The organism is Pseudomonas sp. GW822-FHT02D10 (assembly GCF_058802345.1).
This window is the reverse complement of record NZ_JBXAOB010000014.1, coordinates 57,668-75,503: the sequence shown is the minus strand read 5'-3', so window position 1 is coordinate 75,503 and position 17,836 is coordinate 57,668. Positions and strand designations below refer to the sequence as shown.

The 17,836-nt window shown below is 57.8% G+C and carries 20 protein-coding genes; 5 read left to right on the top strand and 15 right to left on the bottom strand.

Annotated elements, in window-relative coordinates; genetic code table 11:
* Positions 1-2: 2 nt before the first annotated feature.
* The 3 genes from AC1RPZ_RS20820 to AC1RPZ_RS20810 form a co-directional block, all read right to left on the bottom strand.
* On the bottom strand, positions 3-773 hold the full coding sequence (locus AC1RPZ_RS20820; protein WP_493138993.1) for an ABC transporter permease: 771 nt from the start codon (positions 771-773) through the stop codon (positions 3-5).
* Complete coding sequence (locus AC1RPZ_RS20815; protein WP_493139127.1) at positions 763-1,623, bottom strand: ABC transporter permease; 861 nt, start codon at positions 1,621-1,623, stop codon at positions 763-765. Before AC1RPZ_RS20815 ends, AC1RPZ_RS20820 begins: the two co-directional genes overlap by 11 nt.
* Positions 1,624-1,825: 202 nt before the next feature.
* Complete coding sequence (locus tag AC1RPZ_RS20810) at positions 1,826-2,881, bottom strand: ABC transporter substrate-binding protein (protein WP_493138991.1); 1,056 nt, start codon at positions 2,879-2,881, stop codon at positions 1,826-1,828.
* Positions 2,882-3,197: 316 nt separating this feature from the next.
* On the opposite strand from AC1RPZ_RS20810, the gene AC1RPZ_RS20805 reads away from it, so the two are divergent.
* The gene (locus AC1RPZ_RS20805) at positions 3,198-3,935 is read left to right on the top strand and encodes a UTRA domain-containing protein (protein ID WP_493138989.1); all 738 of its coding nucleotides are present in this window, start codon (positions 3,198-3,200) and stop codon (positions 3,933-3,935) included.
* 219 nt (positions 3,936-4,154) lie between these two features.
* Here the strand turns inward: AC1RPZ_RS20805 and AC1RPZ_RS20800 are convergent, their stop codons facing one another.
* The 8 genes from AC1RPZ_RS20800 to AC1RPZ_RS20765 all read right to left on the bottom strand — a co-directional run bounded on the left by AC1RPZ_RS20800 (position 4,155) and on the right by AC1RPZ_RS20765 (position 9,665).
* Positions 4,155-4,655, bottom strand: coding sequence for a GNAT family N-acetyltransferase (locus tag AC1RPZ_RS20800; RefSeq protein ID WP_493138987.1), 501 nt, complete (start codon positions 4,653-4,655; stop codon positions 4,155-4,157).
* A 240-nt stretch (positions 4,656-4,895) separates the two neighbouring features.
* Positions 4,896-5,591 carry a tRNA (adenine(22)-N(1))-methyltransferase gene (locus AC1RPZ_RS20795; protein ID WP_493139125.1) on the bottom strand — a complete coding sequence of 232 codons (696 nt, stop codon included), beginning with the start codon at positions 5,589-5,591 and terminating at the stop codon, positions 4,896-4,898.
* Between the two features lie 48 nt (positions 5,592-5,639).
* Positions 5,640-5,822 (bottom strand): DUF1289 domain-containing protein, encoded by a 183-nt coding sequence (locus AC1RPZ_RS20790; RefSeq protein ID WP_493138985.1) that lies wholly within the window; start codon positions 5,820-5,822, stop codon positions 5,640-5,642.
* A gap of 3 nt (positions 5,823-5,825) precedes the next feature.
* Positions 5,826-6,197: a hypothetical protein gene (locus tag AC1RPZ_RS20785; protein ID WP_493138983.1), complete on the bottom strand. Its 372-nt coding sequence runs from the start codon at positions 6,195-6,197 to the stop codon at positions 5,826-5,828.
* A gap of 82 nt (positions 6,198-6,279) precedes the next feature.
* On the bottom strand, positions 6,280-7,665 hold the full coding sequence (locus AC1RPZ_RS20780; RefSeq protein ID WP_493138981.1) for an ATP-binding protein: 1,386 nt from the start codon (positions 7,663-7,665) through the stop codon (positions 6,280-6,282).
* The gene (locus AC1RPZ_RS20775; RefSeq protein ID WP_493138980.1) at positions 7,641-8,306 is read right to left on the bottom strand and encodes a response regulator transcription factor; all 666 of its coding nucleotides are present in this window, start codon (positions 8,304-8,306) and stop codon (positions 7,641-7,643) included. Before AC1RPZ_RS20775 ends, AC1RPZ_RS20780 begins: the two co-directional genes overlap by 25 nt.
* A gap of 124 nt (positions 8,307-8,430) precedes the next feature.
* On the bottom strand, positions 8,431-8,868 hold the full coding sequence (locus AC1RPZ_RS20770) for a hypothetical protein (protein WP_493138978.1): 438 nt from the start codon (positions 8,866-8,868) through the stop codon (positions 8,431-8,433).
* Positions 8,869-8,897: 29 nt separating this feature from the next.
* Positions 8,898-9,665, bottom strand: coding sequence for a COG4705 family protein (locus AC1RPZ_RS20765; RefSeq protein ID WP_493138976.1), 768 nt, complete (start codon positions 9,663-9,665; stop codon positions 8,898-8,900).
* Positions 9,666-10,006: 341 nt separating this feature from the next.
* On the opposite strand from AC1RPZ_RS20765, the gene AC1RPZ_RS20760 reads away from it, so the two are divergent.
* Positions 10,007-10,879, top strand: coding sequence for an undecaprenyl-diphosphate phosphatase (locus AC1RPZ_RS20760; RefSeq protein WP_493138975.1), 873 nt, complete (start codon positions 10,007-10,009; stop codon positions 10,877-10,879).
* Between the two features lie 249 nt (positions 10,880-11,128).
* Positions 11,129-12,502 carry a nucleotide 5'-monophosphate nucleosidase PpnN gene (gene ppnN, locus AC1RPZ_RS20755; RefSeq protein WP_493138973.1) on the top strand — a complete coding sequence of 458 codons (1,374 nt, stop codon included), beginning with the start codon at positions 11,129-11,131 and terminating at the stop codon, positions 12,500-12,502.
* A gap of 62 nt (positions 12,503-12,564) precedes the next feature.
* Here ppnN and AC1RPZ_RS20750 read toward each other — a convergent pair whose 3' ends face one another.
* Together AC1RPZ_RS20750 and AC1RPZ_RS20745 are read right to left on the bottom strand one after the other, a co-directional pair.
* Positions 12,565-13,476: a pyridoxal-phosphate dependent enzyme gene (locus AC1RPZ_RS20750; protein ID WP_493138972.1), complete on the bottom strand. Its 912-nt coding sequence runs from the start codon at positions 13,474-13,476 to the stop codon at positions 12,565-12,567.
* Positions 13,477-13,641: 165 nt separating this feature from the next.
* On the bottom strand, positions 13,642-13,983 hold the full coding sequence (locus tag AC1RPZ_RS20745) for a DUF190 domain-containing protein (protein WP_493138970.1): 342 nt from the start codon (positions 13,981-13,983) through the stop codon (positions 13,642-13,644).
* Positions 13,984-14,222: 239 nt separating this feature from the next.
* On the opposite strand from AC1RPZ_RS20745, the gene AC1RPZ_RS20740 reads away from it, so the two are divergent.
* Entirely contained in the window at positions 14,223-14,501 is a 279-nt protein-coding gene (locus AC1RPZ_RS20740) for a DUF3303 domain-containing protein (protein ID WP_123425555.1), read from the top strand.
* 175 nt (positions 14,502-14,676) lie between these two features.
* On the opposite strand, the gene AC1RPZ_RS20735 is transcribed toward AC1RPZ_RS20740, so the two are convergent.
* Both AC1RPZ_RS20735 and AC1RPZ_RS20730 read right to left on the bottom strand, forming a co-directional pair.
* Complete coding sequence (locus tag AC1RPZ_RS20735) at positions 14,677-15,465, bottom strand: ABC transporter substrate-binding protein (RefSeq protein ID WP_493138969.1); 789 nt, start codon at positions 15,463-15,465, stop codon at positions 14,677-14,679.
* A 96-nt stretch (positions 15,466-15,561) separates the two neighbouring features.
* Positions 15,562-16,731, bottom strand: a complete 1,170-nt coding sequence (locus tag AC1RPZ_RS20730; protein WP_493138967.1) for a M20 aminoacylase family protein — start codon at positions 16,729-16,731, stop codon at positions 15,562-15,564.
* Positions 16,732-16,836: 105 nt separating this feature from the next.
* On the opposite strand from AC1RPZ_RS20730, the gene AC1RPZ_RS20725 reads away from it, so the two are divergent.
* Entirely contained in the window at positions 16,837-17,826 is a 990-nt protein-coding gene (locus tag AC1RPZ_RS20725) for a LysR family transcriptional regulator (RefSeq protein WP_493138965.1), read from the top strand.
* Positions 17,827-17,836 lie beyond the last annotated feature (10 nt).

The following is a 17,836-nucleotide window of genomic DNA, read 5'->3' as shown; positions in this document are numbered from 1 at the left end:
TCCTATCGACTCAAGCGGGTGGCAATCCAGGTCACGACCAGCGTAAATATGAAATAACTCATCACCACGGCACTCACAAAATGGCCGCTGGTGGAGCGCACGGAATAGAGATAGACGTTCAAGGTTTCGTAACGGCTGCCAACCAATATGTTGGCAAACACGAACTCGCCCAGCAGCAAAGAGAACGAGAGAAATAACGCGGCCATCAGGCCCTTGCGGATGTTCGGCAAGATCACCCGCAAAAAAGCCGCGGGAGTGCTTGCCCCTAGCAGATGCGCCGCATCCATCAGGTCACGCACGTTCAGCCCTTGCAGACCGTTGGCGAGTGCCCGGTACATGAACGGCAGGACAATCGTGAAATAGCACCCTATCAGTACCCACGGCGTACCGATCAGCGGTAGCGGGCCGTCGGCATAAATCTGCAACAAGCCCACTGATGAGACCACAGGCGGTACCGCGAACTGGATCAAAATCAGGATGTTCATCCAACGATCCAAGTGCGGAAAATAATAGAACACGACAAATGCCGCAGGCACGATGACCACTGTGCTGAAGACCAATGTGCCCAGTGCAATCAACAGGGAGTGACTAAATGCGCTCAAGAAGCGCGGTTCTTGCCACAACTTGAGATACCAGTCGAACGTCAGCCCGTCGGGTAATATCGTTGCACCCCAGTGCTGGGAAAATGAATAAATCAGGGTCGCCAGAACAGGGGTACTGAGCAGAGCCATCAAGCCATACAGCACGAACTGGTGATGACGGTTAGTGTGCATGGTAGCTTCTCTTCATTAAGAACTGGTTGACCATCGCCACGAACACCAGCATCGCCACCAGAAGCACGGACAGTGCTGCCGCCAGATTCGGTTCCAGAGAAATGTCCCCAGCTACCAGGCTGGAAATGCGGATGGTGACCAGGTTGTAGTTAGAGGTCATCAGTGCGTACGCACTGGCATACGCCCCCATGGCATTAGCCAACAACAAAATGAAAGTACCGAATACCGCCGGCAGCAGCACTGGCAACGCAACCAAGCGCCAGTAACTGGCACGGCTGGCACCCAGTAAAGAGGCGGCCTCTTGCCAATCGTCTTGCAGCGCATCAAAGGCTGGGTAGAGCAACAGTACCGCCAGCGGTATCTGGAAATAGCTGTAAATCAGCGTCAGCCCAGTCTGCGTGTATAGATTAAAATCAGCCAGCCAACCCCATCGCCGCAAGAGCAATGTCACGGCGCCATTGGTTCCCATCACGATAATGAAGGCGAATGCCAATGACACCCCACTTAGATTGCTGGTCATATTGGTGAAAGCCACCGTCATGTCGCGGACAACGCAATCCACCCGTTTCAATGAAGCGGCGGCCACCAGCGCGATGGCTAATCCAATCAGGCTGGAGCAGACGGAAACCCAGAGGCTGTTGCCAAAGGCCTGCCGGTAAAACGGGGAATGCAGGATTTCACTGAAATTCGCCAGCGACCATGCGCCATCAACCTGCACGCTGTTGATCAGCAGCCATGCCGTCGGTGCCAGTGAAAACAGCGCCAATACACATAACAAAGGCAGCAGGACCAGCGCCGCCCGCCAGTGGCGAAAGCGTGGGTAATGCCGGGTGTCGATAGTCACTGGCATTGCCAGCGGTTTCAATGCAGATGTCATACAGCTAGCAATTCCGTGTTACATGGTTTTTGATAAGTGAGCGCGAGAGACGGTCGCAGGAAAACCTAAGTGCGGCCATTGCCCTGCTCTCTGTTCTAATGGTTACCTCTAAAAGCCGTAGCGAACGACCAAGTCGCGCAGTAGCGCTTTTAGAGGTGAACTAACGCGGGTGGAATTACTTGTTATAAATCATGACTTGTTCTTGCCACTGTCGTGGTATGGCCTTGGTAGTCGTCTCCCAAGCCGCGAAATCCTGGATCGGTTTGGCGTTACGATATTGCTCAGCTGACAGCAGCTTGTCCGTTACATCCTTCGGCAGGACGACGTTGCTGCGAATCGGACGCGCATAACCCCGCGCCAGGTTAATCTGGCCGGCATCGCTGAAAATGTATTCACGCGCCAGTTTGGCGGCGTTCGGATGCTGCGCGTATTTGTTGATGAGGGTTGAATAGCCGGCACTCACGCTACCATCCGCGGGAATGGATACCGTGAACTGGGATGGATCGATCTTGTCGCGGTAGCCCAATGACGTGAAGTCCCATAACAGCGCAACTTCCACTTCACCTTTTTCCATGTTGGCGATATTCGCATCGGTCATGGAAAGCCGCCCTTGTTTAGCCAGCTCGGCAAATAACTTGTAGGCAGGCTCCAGATTCTTTTCGTTGCCGCCATTGGCAATCGCCGCTGCCAGCAGAGCGCTATTGGCTTGCGCCGAGACGCCCACTTCGCCTACGGTCACCTTATAGCTGCCTTTGAGCAAATCGCCCCAGGTCTTGGGCGGATTCTTGACCAGCTTGTTGTTGCTGATGAAGGAAATGGTCCCGCTGTAAGCCACCATCCAATGACCGTCAGCGTCCTTGGCCCAAGCCGGAATATCGTCCCAGGTGGTCGGCTTGTAGGCCTGGGTAATGCCCTTCCTGATTGCAATCGGGCCGAAAGACTGGCCAACGTCGCCGATGTCGCCTGATGCATTCGATTTTTCAGCTTCGAATTTTGCGATTTCCTGTCCCGAACTCATGTCGGTGTCCTGATGTACCAGGCCGTATTTTTGCGTGATCTGGGCCCACGTATCTTTCCAGTTCGCCCAGTTATCCGGCATGCCCAAACTATTGACCGCGCCTTCTTTTTTGGCTGCGGAGACTAAAACATCCAGGTCCGGCTGCGCGTACGCACTAGAAACCGCAATCGACAAGGCACTTGCAAGCAAACTCGTAATCAGCATTTTTTTCATGGGATAGCCGTGTGGTATAGACCAGATTGGGGCGGAAACTGGATGCTATCCACAAAAAATGACCGTAATGTGACACCGTGCCAGGTAGGGAGCTGTTGCAGAATGGGGGCGCGTTGAGTGGCCCGGGGGTGGAAGAAGAGCTCTAGGAGCCCACCTGATGCGCCGATTTTCGCGGTTTGCGTTGAGCGCTGTGATCCCCGAAAACGCCACCGTCATGAATTTTCGGCGCTAATAGCGTCAATTGAGTGGGTCGTAAAGGTAATGTAATCATGAACTGGGATAATATCAGCGCTCAAAAATCAACCAGACCATCACCGTGACAGAAAAAACCACCACACAAGCAGCCAACATCCGTCACGCCTTGGCAGCGCAAATCATCAATGGCACGCTGGCATCCGGAAGCAAACTCCCTTCCGAGCGAATACTGAGCGACATGTTTTCCACAACGCGCGTCACGCTCAGGGAAGCACTGCAAAGAATGGAGGCAGAAGGATCGATCTATCGGGAAAGCAGACGCGGTTGGTTTGTGACCCCTCCACGACTGGAGTACAACCCTTTCACAAATTCACTGTTCCACCAGATGGTCGAAAGTCAGGGTCGCAAGGCAGCCACACAGGTGATCTCGACCAGTACGGAATTGGCGCCCCCTGAGTTATGCCTGAAGATGGCACTGCCGCCGTCAAGCATGCTGCACTGCATACGTCGCCTACGTTATGTCGATGGGCGCGTCGTCATGTTTGTAGAACATTATCTGAAACCAGAATTTGTCCCGGATATATTGAAGCTGGATCTGACTCAGTCGCTGACATCCATTTACCGAAAGCATTATGGCATCCAGTGCGGCCGCGCCACTTTTGATATCTACCCCACTGCGGCGCAGGCCAGCGTGGCGAATTATCTCAATCTGCCAGAAGGCAGCCCGCTGTTAATGATCATTCGCATCAACTATGACCAACATGGACAGATTCTTGATTGCGATCGCGAGTTCTGGCGTCATGACGCAGTCCGAATTTCCATGGATAGCCAAGCACTGCATTCTGACAAGGTAGCTTAGCCATACCCTAAAAGCCTTCAATAGAGCCTGGCCGATTACCCGCACTTCGGATCAACGCGCAGCCAATGACATTCCTTGGAGAAGCTGCGGACTACCTGAGTTATACATTTATCAGCACCCCTCCCAACCAGGAATGGCGAAGAATTGAACGCCCCCCCTCCTTCACTGGCCCACTGTTTTGCAGCACAACGGCATTCAGAATCGTTGAAAAACATGTATCTAGATCGAAAGGACGAATCGGCATTCGTCCCCCGTTTTGTCGTTACAAGAGGGTTGTTCAAGCAAGAATCCGCACCGACCCAGTACTTTTCTTGAGCCCACATTTTCCTTATATACATAAGCCACTAGTTGCGTAAGTTCCCAACGCATCTGTGCCTCCTGGATAAGATGTCTCAGCGCCAGTGTTGCCAATCCCTGCCCGCAAGCGCGTTGATCAATCCGATAGCCTACTTCAGCATTACGCTTCGGTGAGTTGATGCTTTTCAAATTTGCTCGACCCACTATTCTTTCACTGGAGTCTTCGATAACAAACGGGTGCCAGGCGCCGATAGCAAAATCGGATAAATAGTATTCAATATGATCGGCGACACCCTGCAATGAGTAAAAAGAAGGGTCCCGCGCATCAATATGAGATTCGAACCATTCGCGGTTATGGATTTCGAATGCCAGCAACGCTTCAGTATCAGTACTTTTTAGCTCGCGAACTCTAAATGATTTCATTAATCACCTCTCCTGTGCCTCAGGCGCGAAAGCGGACATTGCTGCCCCCTCCACCACGTTCCAGTCATCTCATTTCACTAGCGAGTTCGCTAGCTGAGGCCATTGCTCCATCAACGCATCGATGCAACTCATCCGTCCGAGCGAACGCTAACGGCAGGCACTGTATCAATGTCAGCTTTGGGCAAAAAAGCTGTCATTCAGAGGTGTCACGCATTTGAGGGCGATTCACCTGGACCGCGCTCAAGCCAGCAGCTCGGTGATCCACCGGGCCTGCCGGGCGATGTCTTGCACCTTCTCCTCGGGCACGGTCTGCCGCGCCCGGGCGAAGTGGGTCAGGGTCTTCTGCTTCTGGCGCAGCATGCGCTGCCACTTGACCAGGAACGCTGGACTGCGTGCTTGCATCTGCAGCGGGCCGAAGTAAAGCTCCTCGGCGGTGTACATCACCGGCCCGGCGCGCTCGGCGACGATGATTTCGTAGTCGAAGCGGTTTTCCCGCAGCACTTCCTCGCAGAGGATGCGGTAACCATTTTCCATCAACCATTGGCGCAGTGGCTGCTCGCCGCCGTTGGGCTGCAGGATCAGGCGCTCCTGACCGCTCAGGTGCGCCTTGCCGCTGTCGAGGATGTCGCGAATCGTCTCGCCGCCCATGCCGCAGATGCTGATCGCCGTGATCCCGTCTCCCGGCTCGATCGCCGCCAGGCCATTGGCCAGGCGCACGGTGATCCGCTGGTCCAGGCCGTTCTCGCGCACGGTGCGTTCGGCCGAGCGGAACGGCGTCAATGCCACCTCGCCGGCCACCGCCGCCGCGATGGCGCCACGGCGCATCAACGCCACCGGCAAGTAGCCGTGATCCGAGCCGATATCGGCCAGGCGCGCACCTGCTGGCACATGCCCCGCCACGCGCTCCAGGCGCATGGACAATGTCTGTTCGTTCAACTGCAGTTCCTTTTCACCACGAATGTCCGGCACCTTTGGCATGGAGGCTCAGGTGTTGTTTTTTTGCAGACTGTGCAGACGCACGCTCGCTCGTTGCACGGCGGCCATCTTTTCGGGGCGCTTCATGCGCTTCCATTTTCTGATGTCCTCCTTGGTGCGACCACAACTCACACACAACTCACCGCGCAGCTGACAAACGGAGATACACGGGTTTTCGATATCCTTGGCCATGGTTCAACCCCGAGTCGAGCGCGTGCCTGCCAAGCGTTGCTGCCAGTTTCCGGCATTGGCGCGCTGGCACTGTTCTTCAGTGTCAAACTGCACATGGGCCGAGACCGGACTGACGAGAATATCCGCTTCACTTAACGCCACGGCTGTCAGTTCGACCATGCGTTCAGCTTGCCCACTGGCCAGGGCCTGACTCTTGTTGACCAGCGTGTCGAAGACCCAGGTCACCATCAAACTTGCGGGGAACGCCGCGTAATCCACTTCGTGGGTCAGCCAGGAGAACCCTGCAATTTCCGCTTTGGCCGTCTCACACGCCTCGGTCAGGGTAACTACCAGGCGACGCTCGATTCGCGCCTGATCGCGTTTGCTTAACAGCACGGGTTGATCCTTATATGAATATTCAGAGCCGGCCGAGGAATGCATGGCCGGCAATGTGTTTTTTTCGCAAATGAATCTGCGCCTACAGATGGGCGGCAGGGGGAACGCTGCGGGAAATCAATGACGGCAACCATACCGAGACACACAACCCGCTTCTTGCGACCTCATCGCAAAACCCCAGGCGGATCTGTGCCCCGCTACGATCCGCTACCGCCTTGACGATGGACAGCCCCAGCCCGGACCCGACCTCATGGCTCCCGAGGCTGCGATAAAACGGGTCGAACACACGCTCGCGCTCCTCGGCCGCAATCCCGGGGCCGGAGTCCTTGACCTGCAACAGTGCCCCGCCCTCCTCCATGCCCACCGAAAGATCTACCCGCCCGCCCGCAGGCGTATAGCGAATGGCGTTATCGACCAGGTTCTTGACCACCGCATGCAGATCGATCTCGTTGATCAGCACCTGCACATCCTGTTCGTCCTCGACACCGATGTCGATATGCTTGACCTCGGCCAGCGGCAGCAGGTCCTCCAACACGCGACGATAGACGCCATGCACGGAAACCGGGGTTATGGGCAGCGTCGAGTTCGATTGTGCGGTGGCCAGCGCCAACAGTTGATCAATCAGATTTTTGCCGCGTTCGATCCCCCGCCGCAACGCAAACAGACGCTCCCGGGCCAACGTCGACATGTCTGCGACGGCCAGGCGTTCGGCTTGCAGGGACAGGGCCGTCAGGGGCGACCGGAGTTCGTGGGCAGCGTCGGCGACGAATCGGCGCTGGGTTTCCATCGACTGAGCCACACGGTTGAGTAATCGATTGATGGCCAGCACGAAGGGGCGGATTTCGGCGGGCAGATGGTTTTCGTCGATGGGGTGCAGTTCCTGCTCGCCGCGCTGGTCGATTTCAGAAGCCAGTACGGCAATGGGTCGAAACAGCTTGTGCACCAGATCGGCAACCACCAGCAAGAGCACGGGAAACAGGATGAGAAACGGCAGCAGGCCGCGCCAGGCGCTCTCGCGGGCGTCCTTGTCGCGCGCACCGGTTTCCTGCGCGACGGCGATGCGTTCGCCACTGGTCAGCGTTTTGACCAGCACACGAAACGGTTCGCCTCCGACCGTAAGCGTCGCCAGACCATCGGCCAGCGTGGTCGGCAGTGGCAACGGTGCGCCGGCGTCAACATTGCCCGACGCCTTGTTGCCATCGGTCAGGTACTGAACGATGACCCTGGATTCTTCATCATCGCCCTCGACACCCTTGCCTTGCGCCGGATAGACCAGCGTCATCTGCTGACGCTCGAACAGCACGGCCACCTGATGCAGAGTGTTGTCCTGCATTTCCAGGGCTTCGTCGAAGGCCGAGACGAAGGCGAAAATACCCGCCACGATAGCGACGATCAGGATGGCCAGCGACAGAGAAACTGACAGCCTGACCTGGACCGACTCGCTCAGTCGCCTTTTGAAACCATCCATCCCATCCCCCTGACATTCTTGATGACATGGCTACCCAGCTTGCGACGCAGTGCATGGATCAGAAACTCCACCGCATTGCTTTCCACTTCATTGCCCCAGCCATAGATACGGTCTTCGAGCTCGCTGCGCGAAAGAATCGCGCCCGGCCTGATCAACAGCGCCTGCAGCAGCGAGAACTCGCGGCTGGAGAGCTGGACGTCAGGATTTGCTTCGGTGCTGGCTTGTTTCGAAATCGGGTCCAGCGACACCACGCCGTTGCTGAACACAGGCAGCGCGCTGCCCCCTTTGCGGCGCAGAACGGCGCGCATACGGGCCAGCAATTCCGCCATTTCAAAGGGTTTGAGGAGGTAGTCGTCAGCGCCGCCATCGAGACCGCGTAAACGATCGTCGAGGCTGTCGCGGGCCGTGATGATCAGCAACGGAACGCCGTTGTTGCGGGCACGAAGGCTGCTCAGTACCGACAGTCCGTCCTTGCCGGGCAGGCCGAGGTCAAGCAGCACCAGGTCATAATGTTGAGTGTCCAGCGCAGTCAGGGCGGTCAGGCCATCCGTGACCCAGTCGGCGGCGTAACTGGCATCCTTCAATGCGCCCTGGATCGCGTCCCCAATCATGGGGTCGTCTTCGACCAGTAATATCCGCATGTCCCTCTCCGGTGAATAAGTGAGGCTCGACACTCACGCGGGCATACACCTGCGCAGAGTATCGAGCCTGCATTGAATCACCTGTTCAAGCGTGCGCGAAGCGATTTATGGGTATTGAACGCCGTCAGCTTTTTCCTTGCAGCGAGTTGAAGGTTTTCAGCAAATCATCCATGGCCGCCTTGCAGTCGCTCTGTTTCGGGGTACTGGCGCGCAGGGCCTCAAGTGCAATGTCGATGGCCTTGTCCAGTACATGCCAGTCGCTGGCAGCACGCGGCTTAAGACCGGCTTCCGCGGAGTCCCAGGACAATTCCAGGTCCTTGATCCGGGTTTTCGCGCCCGGCAAGTCGTTCTTGTCGACGAGGCCGGCGACGCTGGTTGCGATGCTCTGGAACGCCGACAGGTCGCCCAGTTTCGAGGCCGAGTTCTGCTGAACGCTGGCCGCGCCCGAAGCAGCGCTCGCTTTAGGGGCGTCAGCAGGTTTCGAACATCCGGCGGCCAGGCCAAATACGACGATGGCTGAAAGGATGGCGACTTTACGAATGGCGGTTTGAACGTAGACCATGATGATTCCTTGATGTGCTTTTAAACGACTTATTCAGTGACGAGGTTGCGATTGCCGACGTTCATCTGCGCGGCGGCTACCAGGATCAGGATGACGCTGAGGAAAATCGCGCTGGTCCACATGGCGCCCATGCCGAGGCCGCCATAAGTCTTGGCTTGCGTCAGCAAGTCGCCCAGGGAGGCGCCGAAAGGACGGGTCAGGATGTAGGCGATCCAGAAGGTCAGGACCGCATTGCCACCCAGGCGCCAGGCGGCGAAAGCCACGGCGATCAGCGCGCCGAAAATCACCGCGCCCAGTGTGAAGCCAAGGCCCAGCGCCTCGGTGGCCAGATCACCGGCTGCCGTACCCAGCGCAAACGTGCAGAGCACCGTCGTCCAATAGAACAACTCCCGGCGCGGCGTAACGATTTCATTGATCGACAGGCTGCGCTCCGACCTGTACCAGACCATGAAGTTGATCGCCAGCAGTACGGAAAACACCGCCGTGCTGGCATACAGACTGACGCCCAGCTTGTCGGTGAGCACATCGGTAATCTGCGTTCCGACGACACTCACCAGCACCACCGTCAGCCAGTAAATCCAGGGGGTGTAGGCGCGAGTGCGAAGCTGGCCGAACAGTGCGATCGCCAACAGCACGGCCATGCCGATACTGGTGACACTCTGCCCCAGACCTGCATCGACGGCGAGAAAGTCGGCACCGGTTTCACCCACGGTGGTGGACATGATCTTGATGACCCAGAACGACAGTGTCACTTCGGGGACTTTGTTGAGCCAGTCAGCTTTCGTAAGCGGCTTCATGTGGGTGCTTCTCCTTAACGGCGCGGCAATTGGCGTAAGGAGAGACTACGCAGGCAAACTTAGCTGGGACTGAGGAACGTCGACAGTCGTCCATGAACCGACCATAAAATCCCGACGAGACCTGTACACATGGGCTTGGCGGATGCTCCTTGTTAAAAAAATGACGTCAATAGCTGGTAGCAAACCGTTACAAATAAGGCGATCATTCCGCTCGCAGTCACCATGAACAACCGTCCGATAGAGCGGTTCAGTCCAGGATCATTCGTCCACTGCCGAGACTTTCCGAGCTTCGCTTTGTGTCTTCAGGCTAGTGGAGAAGCCTTATTCTTAAGGAAAGTATTTTGACAAACGTCTGTTCCAGCGGCCTTGATATTGGCTTTGCCTCTCTGGATTACCTGCAAATTGGCATCCTGGGCATCATTCAAGGCATCACCGAGCTACTCCCCATTTCATCCACCGCGCACATGCGAGTCGTACCCGCCCTTCTCGGCTGGCCCGATCCCGGCTCGGCGTTTTCCGCGGCCATGCAACTGGCCGCACTGGCCGCGGTCGTCAGCTATTTCTGGCGTGACGTACGGGAAGTCGTCACGGGAAGCATCGGCGCCGTACGACAGCGTGACTTCAACAACCAGTCGTTCAAGCTGGCGGTTGCCATTGTGCTGGCGACCATCCCGATCGGCATCGCGGGCCTGGCCTTGTCCTCGCTGCTCAATACGTGCAACTCACCCTTAAGAGGTCTGATGGTAATTGGTATCTCATGCGTGGTGATGGCCGTTCTGCTGGCTGCGGCCGAACTCAGCTGCCGCCATCAGCGCGTCGTGGGAGAGATGCGCCTGCGGGATGCATTGATCGTCGGCATTGCGCAGATTGGCGCGCTGATACCGGGTGTTTCCCGCTCCGGCTCAACACTCACCGCAGCGCTCTTTCTTAACTTCAAACGCGAAGAAGCCGCGCGCTTCTCGTTCCTGCTGGGGCTGCCCGCTATCGCGTTGGCCGGCCTGAAAGAGCTGTGGGTGTTGTTTCAGGCACACATCCCGGCCGAAGCGTGGTCGCACCTGATTTTCGGGCTGGTGATCGCCAGCGTGTCGGCATTTTGCGCCATCTGGGGCCTGATGAAATTCCTGGAAAAATTTTCCACCTGGCCCTTCGTTATTTACCGGGCGGCACTGGGTATTTTCCTGATTGTCGCAGTCAGTACCGGGCTTCTGAGCTAAACAACGTTCAAACGCTAATCGAGCCCGGCCCAGTGCCGGGCTTTTACATTATTGCCCCCCTGCCAGGAATCCTGTTTGATGTCCGTCCGGTGCATCATGAAACGATTGATCTGGCTCGCACCGGCCCGCGATGTTTGCATTCTCGCCCGGTCGCCGGAGAAGATGGCGCAGCACGATCGCGCTAGCACTGACTATCCTGATGTAACCGAGCCTGTCGGACTCGATAACATCGCTCTCAGGGAATATCGAATGACCGCAAGACAAGTAATCAATGCTTCGGTGAGCCCAAAGGGCAGCCTGGAGACGCTGTCCCAACGCGAAGTTCAGCAACTGAGCGCCGCCGGATCGGGCAGCATCTACTCACTCTTCCGCCAGTGCGCCCTGGCCATCCTCAACACCGGCGCCCATGTCGACAACGCCAAGACCATCCTTGAAGCCTATCGGGACTTCGAGATCCGCATTCATCAGCAAGATCGCGGTGTACGCCTGGAGCTGCTCAACGCCCCCGCGGACGCCTTCGTCGACGGCGAGATGATCGCCAGCACCCGCGAGATGTTGTTCAGCGCCCTGCGCGACATCGTTTATACCGAGAACGAGCTGGACAGCCAGCGCATCGACCTGAGCTCTTCGCAAGGCATCAGCGACTACGTCTTCCACCTGCTGCGCAACGCCCGCACTCTGCGTCCCGGCGTCGAGCCGAAGATAGTGGTGTGCTGGGGTGGTCATTCGATCAGCACCGAGGAATATCAGTACACCAAGAAGGTCGGCCATGAACTCGGCCTGCGCAGTCTTGATGTGTGCACCGGCTGCGGGCCTGGGGTGATGAAAGGCCCGATGAAGGGCGCCACCATTTCCCACGCCAAGCAACGGATCACCCACGGCCGCTACCTGGGCCTGACGGAGCCTGGAATCATCGCGGCCGAGGCACCTAACCCGATCGTCAATGAACTGGTGATTCTGCCCGACATCGAGAAACGCCTGGAAGCCTTCGTGCGCGTTGGTCACGGCATTATCATTTTCCCGGGCGGTGCCGGTACCGCCGAAGAGTTCCTCTACCTGCTCGGAATCCTGATGCACCCGGACAACCGCGATCTGCCCTTCCCGGTGATTCTGACCGGACCGAAGAGCGCGGAACCGTACTTGCAGCAGCTGCATGCGTTCGTCGGCTCGACACTGGGCAAAGACGCGCAAAGTCACTACGAGATCATCATCGACGACCCGGCCCAGGTGGCCCGGCAAATGACTCAAGGGCTCAAGGACGTCAAGCAGTTCCGTCGCGAGCGTAACGATGCGTTCCATTTCAACTGGCTGCTGAAGATCGACGAAGGCTTCCAGCGCCCGTTCGATCCAACCCACGAAAACATGGCCAGCCTGCAACTACGCCACGACCTGCCACCGCACGAACTGGCAGCGAACCTGCGCCGCGCGTTTTCCGGCATCGTTGCCGGTAACGTCAAGGACAAGGGCATCCGCCTGATCGAAAAACACGGTCCTTACAAGATCCACGGCGACGTAGCGGTCATGCAACCGCTGGACAAACTGCTGCAAGCGTTTGTCGCACAACACCGCATGAAACTGCCAGGTGGCGCGGAGTATGTGCCCTGTTATCAGGTCATCAGCTAAAAGCACCCTCGCTCAAAAGGCTCGGGACCGTCCGGTTCCGAGCCTTTCCCCCAGGCGTCACGTCAAGACTTCGCCCATTCGGCAACCTTCTGCGCGCTGATGCTGATCCCGCCACACACGACAATCACCACATCATGGGCACCGGCAATCGCCGGGTGATCCAGATACGCGACGGCCAACGAGACACCGCACGCCGGTTCCACTAGTTGGCGCAGGTCATCGGCATACCGAACGACACCCATGATGGCCTCGGCATCCGTCAGCACGACACTCGCGTGCTGAAAGCGCTGGATGTGCTCAACCGGCCACTGCGCAACTTGCAGCGCCCCGAGTGAGCTGGCAACGGTGTTGATTTCAGAGAGCTTGACCGGATGTCCGGCCTTGAGCGCGGCGGCGAATGAGGCTGCGCCCTCGGTTTCACAAGCAATGATCCGGCAATCCAGCCGAGCGTGGCGTTCCAGACCGGTCAGAATCCCGGCCAGCAAACCACCCCCGCCCACCGACGCCACAAGCGTGTCGACCTGAGGGCAGTCCTGCAGGATTTCATCGATCATCGTGCTGTGCCCTTCCCACAGCGTCGGGTGGTCGAAAGCAGGCACATATTCGGTATCAGGCGCCTTGGCGAGTTCTAGCGCCAACTGGTTGGCCTCGTCCCACACCTGACCGTGCACGATCACTTGCGCCCCGGTTTTGGCAATTCGCGCCCGAGTGCTTTCAGGGGTGGTGTGCGGCACGATGATGCTGGCTTCCAGACCCAACGCCGCAGCGGCCACTGCCGTTGCATATCCGGCATTGCCGCCGGAAGGACAGACCACTTTCTTCATGCCCTGCTCGGCCGCGCGGGTACAGAGCAGGCCCATGCCGCGCAGCTTGAATGAACCGCTGGGTTGCAGGTTTTCCAGCTTGAGCCAGATACGCCTGCTCGGCGTCGAGAGCCCTGGATGGAGCACCAAGGGTGTTCTGATATGCAGCATCACGGGCTTCCTGATAAAAATCGGATGAATGAAAACCCGGCGCAGTTACACATTCGATCAAGCAAAGACACTACGAATAATGTCCCTTGGACCGGGCTGTACACCTGAGTCTAGACGCAGGTGTCTTCAGCCACCCTCGCGCTGGTTCGGCTTCGACCAGGGATATCAAGGCTGGTGACCGGACTGCTCGGTCCTTTTGCCGATGGTTCCGAACTCAACCGGAGCCTTGATGTAAAACAAAGCGATGTCTTCGGCCTCGAGTCGCTCAAACAGGCGCGTGCACTCTTCTTCGGTAATCGCCAGACGGATTTCGGCGGGCTGGTCGGCCATCTCGAAAAAGTGCGCAGAATGCAGTTTCCCGGAATGCCCGAAGCCTTCGATACCGGTGGCCAGTGTGGCCCCGTGCAGGCCCATTTCTTTCGCCAGGTCAATCAGCCAGTCACCTAGCATTTTTCCGTGGTGGCGGCGGTTCTGCTGGGTAAAGAAAATCACCAGAAAACCTTGCATGACGGATCTCCTCTTTAATGGCTTCAATCACTCAACATAAACCGGGGATTTGTTCTAGCGGTGGGAAAGAAGATCAGCGGTCATACGCAGCATCCGGGGGGCTGCTATGCCTTCTCATGGGAGCTGTCGGTCAAGTCAGCCAACGGACGAGCTGAAAACAGATGCGTGGCCAGGGTCGCGGCACCCACCTCGTGCGCGCAGAGAAAAAACCGGTGCCAACCCCTGACAGGAGGTGGCAGATGCTCTACATCGTCAGTTGGTCAATCACTCCGGAACGTCGCAATAGCGCGATCGAACGTTTTCTCAAGACAGGTGGGGCTCCACCCGCAGGCGTCACGATGCTGGGACGCTGGCATGCCGTAGGACGCATGACCGGTTTTGGTGTTGCAGAGGCCAGTGATGTCACGCTGATACAGAAATGGGTGCTCGAATGGAGTGATCTCCTGGCCATGGAGATTCTCCCCGCTCTGACGGATGAGCAGGCGGCTCCGTTACTGGCAGCGGCGCTGGGCAAGTAATAGTCGGCGCCCTGTGGCGAGGGGGTTTGCCCTAATGCCGATCAGTTAAGCAAAATCCATGTGGGAGCGGGCTTGCTCGCTCCCACATTTGATCTTTGCTGTTTCGAACCGAGCGTTCGCTTAACTAACTGGCATTAGCCCGGGCGACTGCTCCGTTCAAGATGCCGAGCTGAGTTTACTTCGCGCCGTAGATGTCGAAGTCGAAGTACTTTTTGTTGATCTTCGCATACGTGCCGTTGGCAAGAATTGTCGCCAGGGCCTTGTTCAGGTCTTCACGCAGTTCAACATCATTCTTGCGCACGCCGATACCGTCGCCGACGCCAAAGAATTCCGGGTTGTCCAGCGTGCCGCCGGCAAACTCGTAGTCCTTGCCCGCCGGTTTATTCAGAAACCCGTAACTGGCCTGAATCGAGCCCTGCAACGACGCATCGAGCCGCCCGACCACGAGGTCGGCGTAGACCTGGTCCTGATTCTGATAAGACAGAATCTCTACACCCTGCTTGCCCCAGACGGCTTTCGCAAACGCTTCCTGGGTCGAGCCCTGCTCCACGCCTATGCGCTTGCCTTTGAGCGACTCGAGGGTCGGCTGCAGGTTCGCTCCGCGCTTGATGACCAGGCGGGCCGGCGCGTTGGAGACCTTGTCGCTGAACGCAATCTGCTCCTGACGCTTGGGGGTGACGGTCATCGACGAAGCGATAGCGTCGAACTTGCGCGCCAGCAGCCCTGGAATCATCCCGTCCCAGCTGCTTTCAACCCAGACGCATTTGGCGTGCAACTCTGCACACAGCGCGTCGGCGATGTCGACGCCAAAGCCGGTCAGCGTGCCATCCTGATTCTTGTACTCAAGCGGTGGGTACGTCGGGTCAATACCCAGTCTCAACACTTTGCCGGACCAGTCGGCCGCACCGGCCAGGCCGGATGCCGTCATGAAAACCAGTGAAACCGCCGCGATCATCTTATTCATTGTTATTGTCCTCCAGGGGTTCGCCGAGTCGGGTTACCGACAGCTTTTTGTACAACCGTGATGTTTGAAAATATTGATGTTCAAAAACTGTGCGCCTCAACGCAGAAAACCCTCGGCCAACTTCACCCAATAGCTTGCGCCCACTGGCAGGCAGGCATCATTGAAGTCGTAACCGGGATTGTGCAGCAAACAGCTGCCATCGCCATGGCCATTGCCGATCACCAGATAACTGCCGGGGCATTTTTCCAGGATGAACGCGAAGTCCTCGCTGGCGGTGAAGGGCCGCAGGTCTTCGATCAGTTGCCCTTCTCCCAGCCACTCCCGCGCTACCTGACGGGCAAATGCGGTTTGCTCGGGATCGTTGATCAACACCGGATGGCAGTGGAAATAATCGATTTCGGCCCGCGCGCCGAAACTCGCCGCCTGTCCGTTGACCAGCTCGGTAATTCTGCGTTCGAGCAATTGGCGAACCTCAGGCGTCAACGCGCGCACGCTCAGGATCATTTCGGCGGACGCGGGAATCACATTCGAAACGTTCCCGGCATGAATCGAACCCACCGTGATGATCGCCGTTTCTTGTGGGTTGACGTTACGCGAGACAATGCTTTGCAGGGCGATCACTATCGACGCGCAGACCACCACCGGGTCGACCGCCTTATGCGGCACCGCGCCATGGCCGCCAGTGCCGATGATTTTGATCGTGACGGTATCGGCAGAGGCCATGAACGGCCCGCTGTAAAACCCCAACTGCCCGGCGGGATAGCCCGGTATGTTGTGCATGGCAAAGATCGCATCGCACGGGAAACGCTCGAACAGCCCGTCCTCAAGCATCTTCTGCGCACCGCCCAGGCCTTCTTCGGCCGGCTGGAAAACCAGATTCAGCGTGCCGTTGAAATCTCGCGTTTGTGCCAGGTATTTAGCCGCCGCCAGCAGGGTTGCCGTATGACCGTCGTGGCCGCAGGCATGCATCACGCCGTCGATCCGGCTGGCATAAGGCAACCCGGTGGCTTCCTGAATCGGCAACGCATCCATGTCGGCGCGCAGTCCGAGGGACCGGCCTTGACCATTTTTCAGGGTCCCGACCACGCCGGTCTTGCCCACCCCTTTGCTGACTTCATACCCCCACTGCGTCAAACACCGCGCCACCAGCTCACCGGTGGTGAACTCTTCAAATCCCAACTCAGGGTGCGCGTGAATACGCTGACGCAGGGTGATCATTTCATCCTGCAGCGCTGCAATTCCGGGCAGGACATGGCCAGCATTCATGGGGGTACTCCTCGATAAGATCATTCAGCTGCCCGCGATTCAACCCAGGCGCTGTTGAGTCGATCTTAGGGAATGGGTCGTAGGCTGGGGAGGCTCAGTTTGGTTATGATGACAACCCATAGTTGTCGCTACGGTGAGCAGATGAAACTGCATCAATTACAAGCCCTGATCGCCAGCGCCGAGACCGGCAGCATCCGCGCCGCTGCGCGCTCGCTGGGCATGTCCCAGGCCGCCGTGACCAAAGCCCTGCGCGAGCTGGAAACCGCACAGCAGTTACCGCTGTTCGTCAGAACCCCCAGTGGCCTGAATTTCACCGAATACGGCAAGGTCCTGCTGACCCACGCCCGGCTGGTGCTCAAGCAACTGGAACATGCGCAGACCGAACTCGATCACCTGCGCGGAAAGGCCCAGGGGCGACTCTGCGTCGGGGTCACGCCATGGGTCGCGTTAACCTTCTTGCCCGAAGTGGTATTGGCCTTTCGAGCACGTATGCCGGAAATCCAGCTGGAACTGTTCGAAAGCCTGATGGCGGTTGCCCAGCCGCTGCTGCGCGACGGCAGCATGGATTTCGCCATCGGCCAGCTTCACCCGGCACAAGCGACCCCGGAATTTGCCTGCGAAACCCTACTGGATTACCAAACCTCGGTGCTGGTTCGCCAGGGTCATCCGCGACAGAACGCACGGTCGATTCACGAATTGCTCGATCAGGACTGGACCCTGAACTACGCGCCAGACGGCCACGATGCGCTGATGCAGGAGCTGTTCTGGAGGCACAACGCGCAGATTGATGAAAAACGCATCGTGCGCGCCCATTCACTGGCGATTCTGCAAATGATGCTCGAGCGGGCCGACATGTGCACCTGGGGCCCGACCATCCTGAGCACGGCCCCGCCCTTCCTCGGCCGATTGGTTTCCCTGAACTTGAGCGAGCAGTTCGAACCGAGACAACTGAGCATCGTCACCCGGCGCAACGGCTCGCTGAGCAATCCGGCGCTGTGTTTTACCGATTGCCTGTTGCAGGTGATTCGGCGCCATGCGCGTTCGGCGAAGAAGGAAGATCGGCAGCTGTTTGAAACGCTGCGGTTGTTGGTTTGAGGCGGATGGA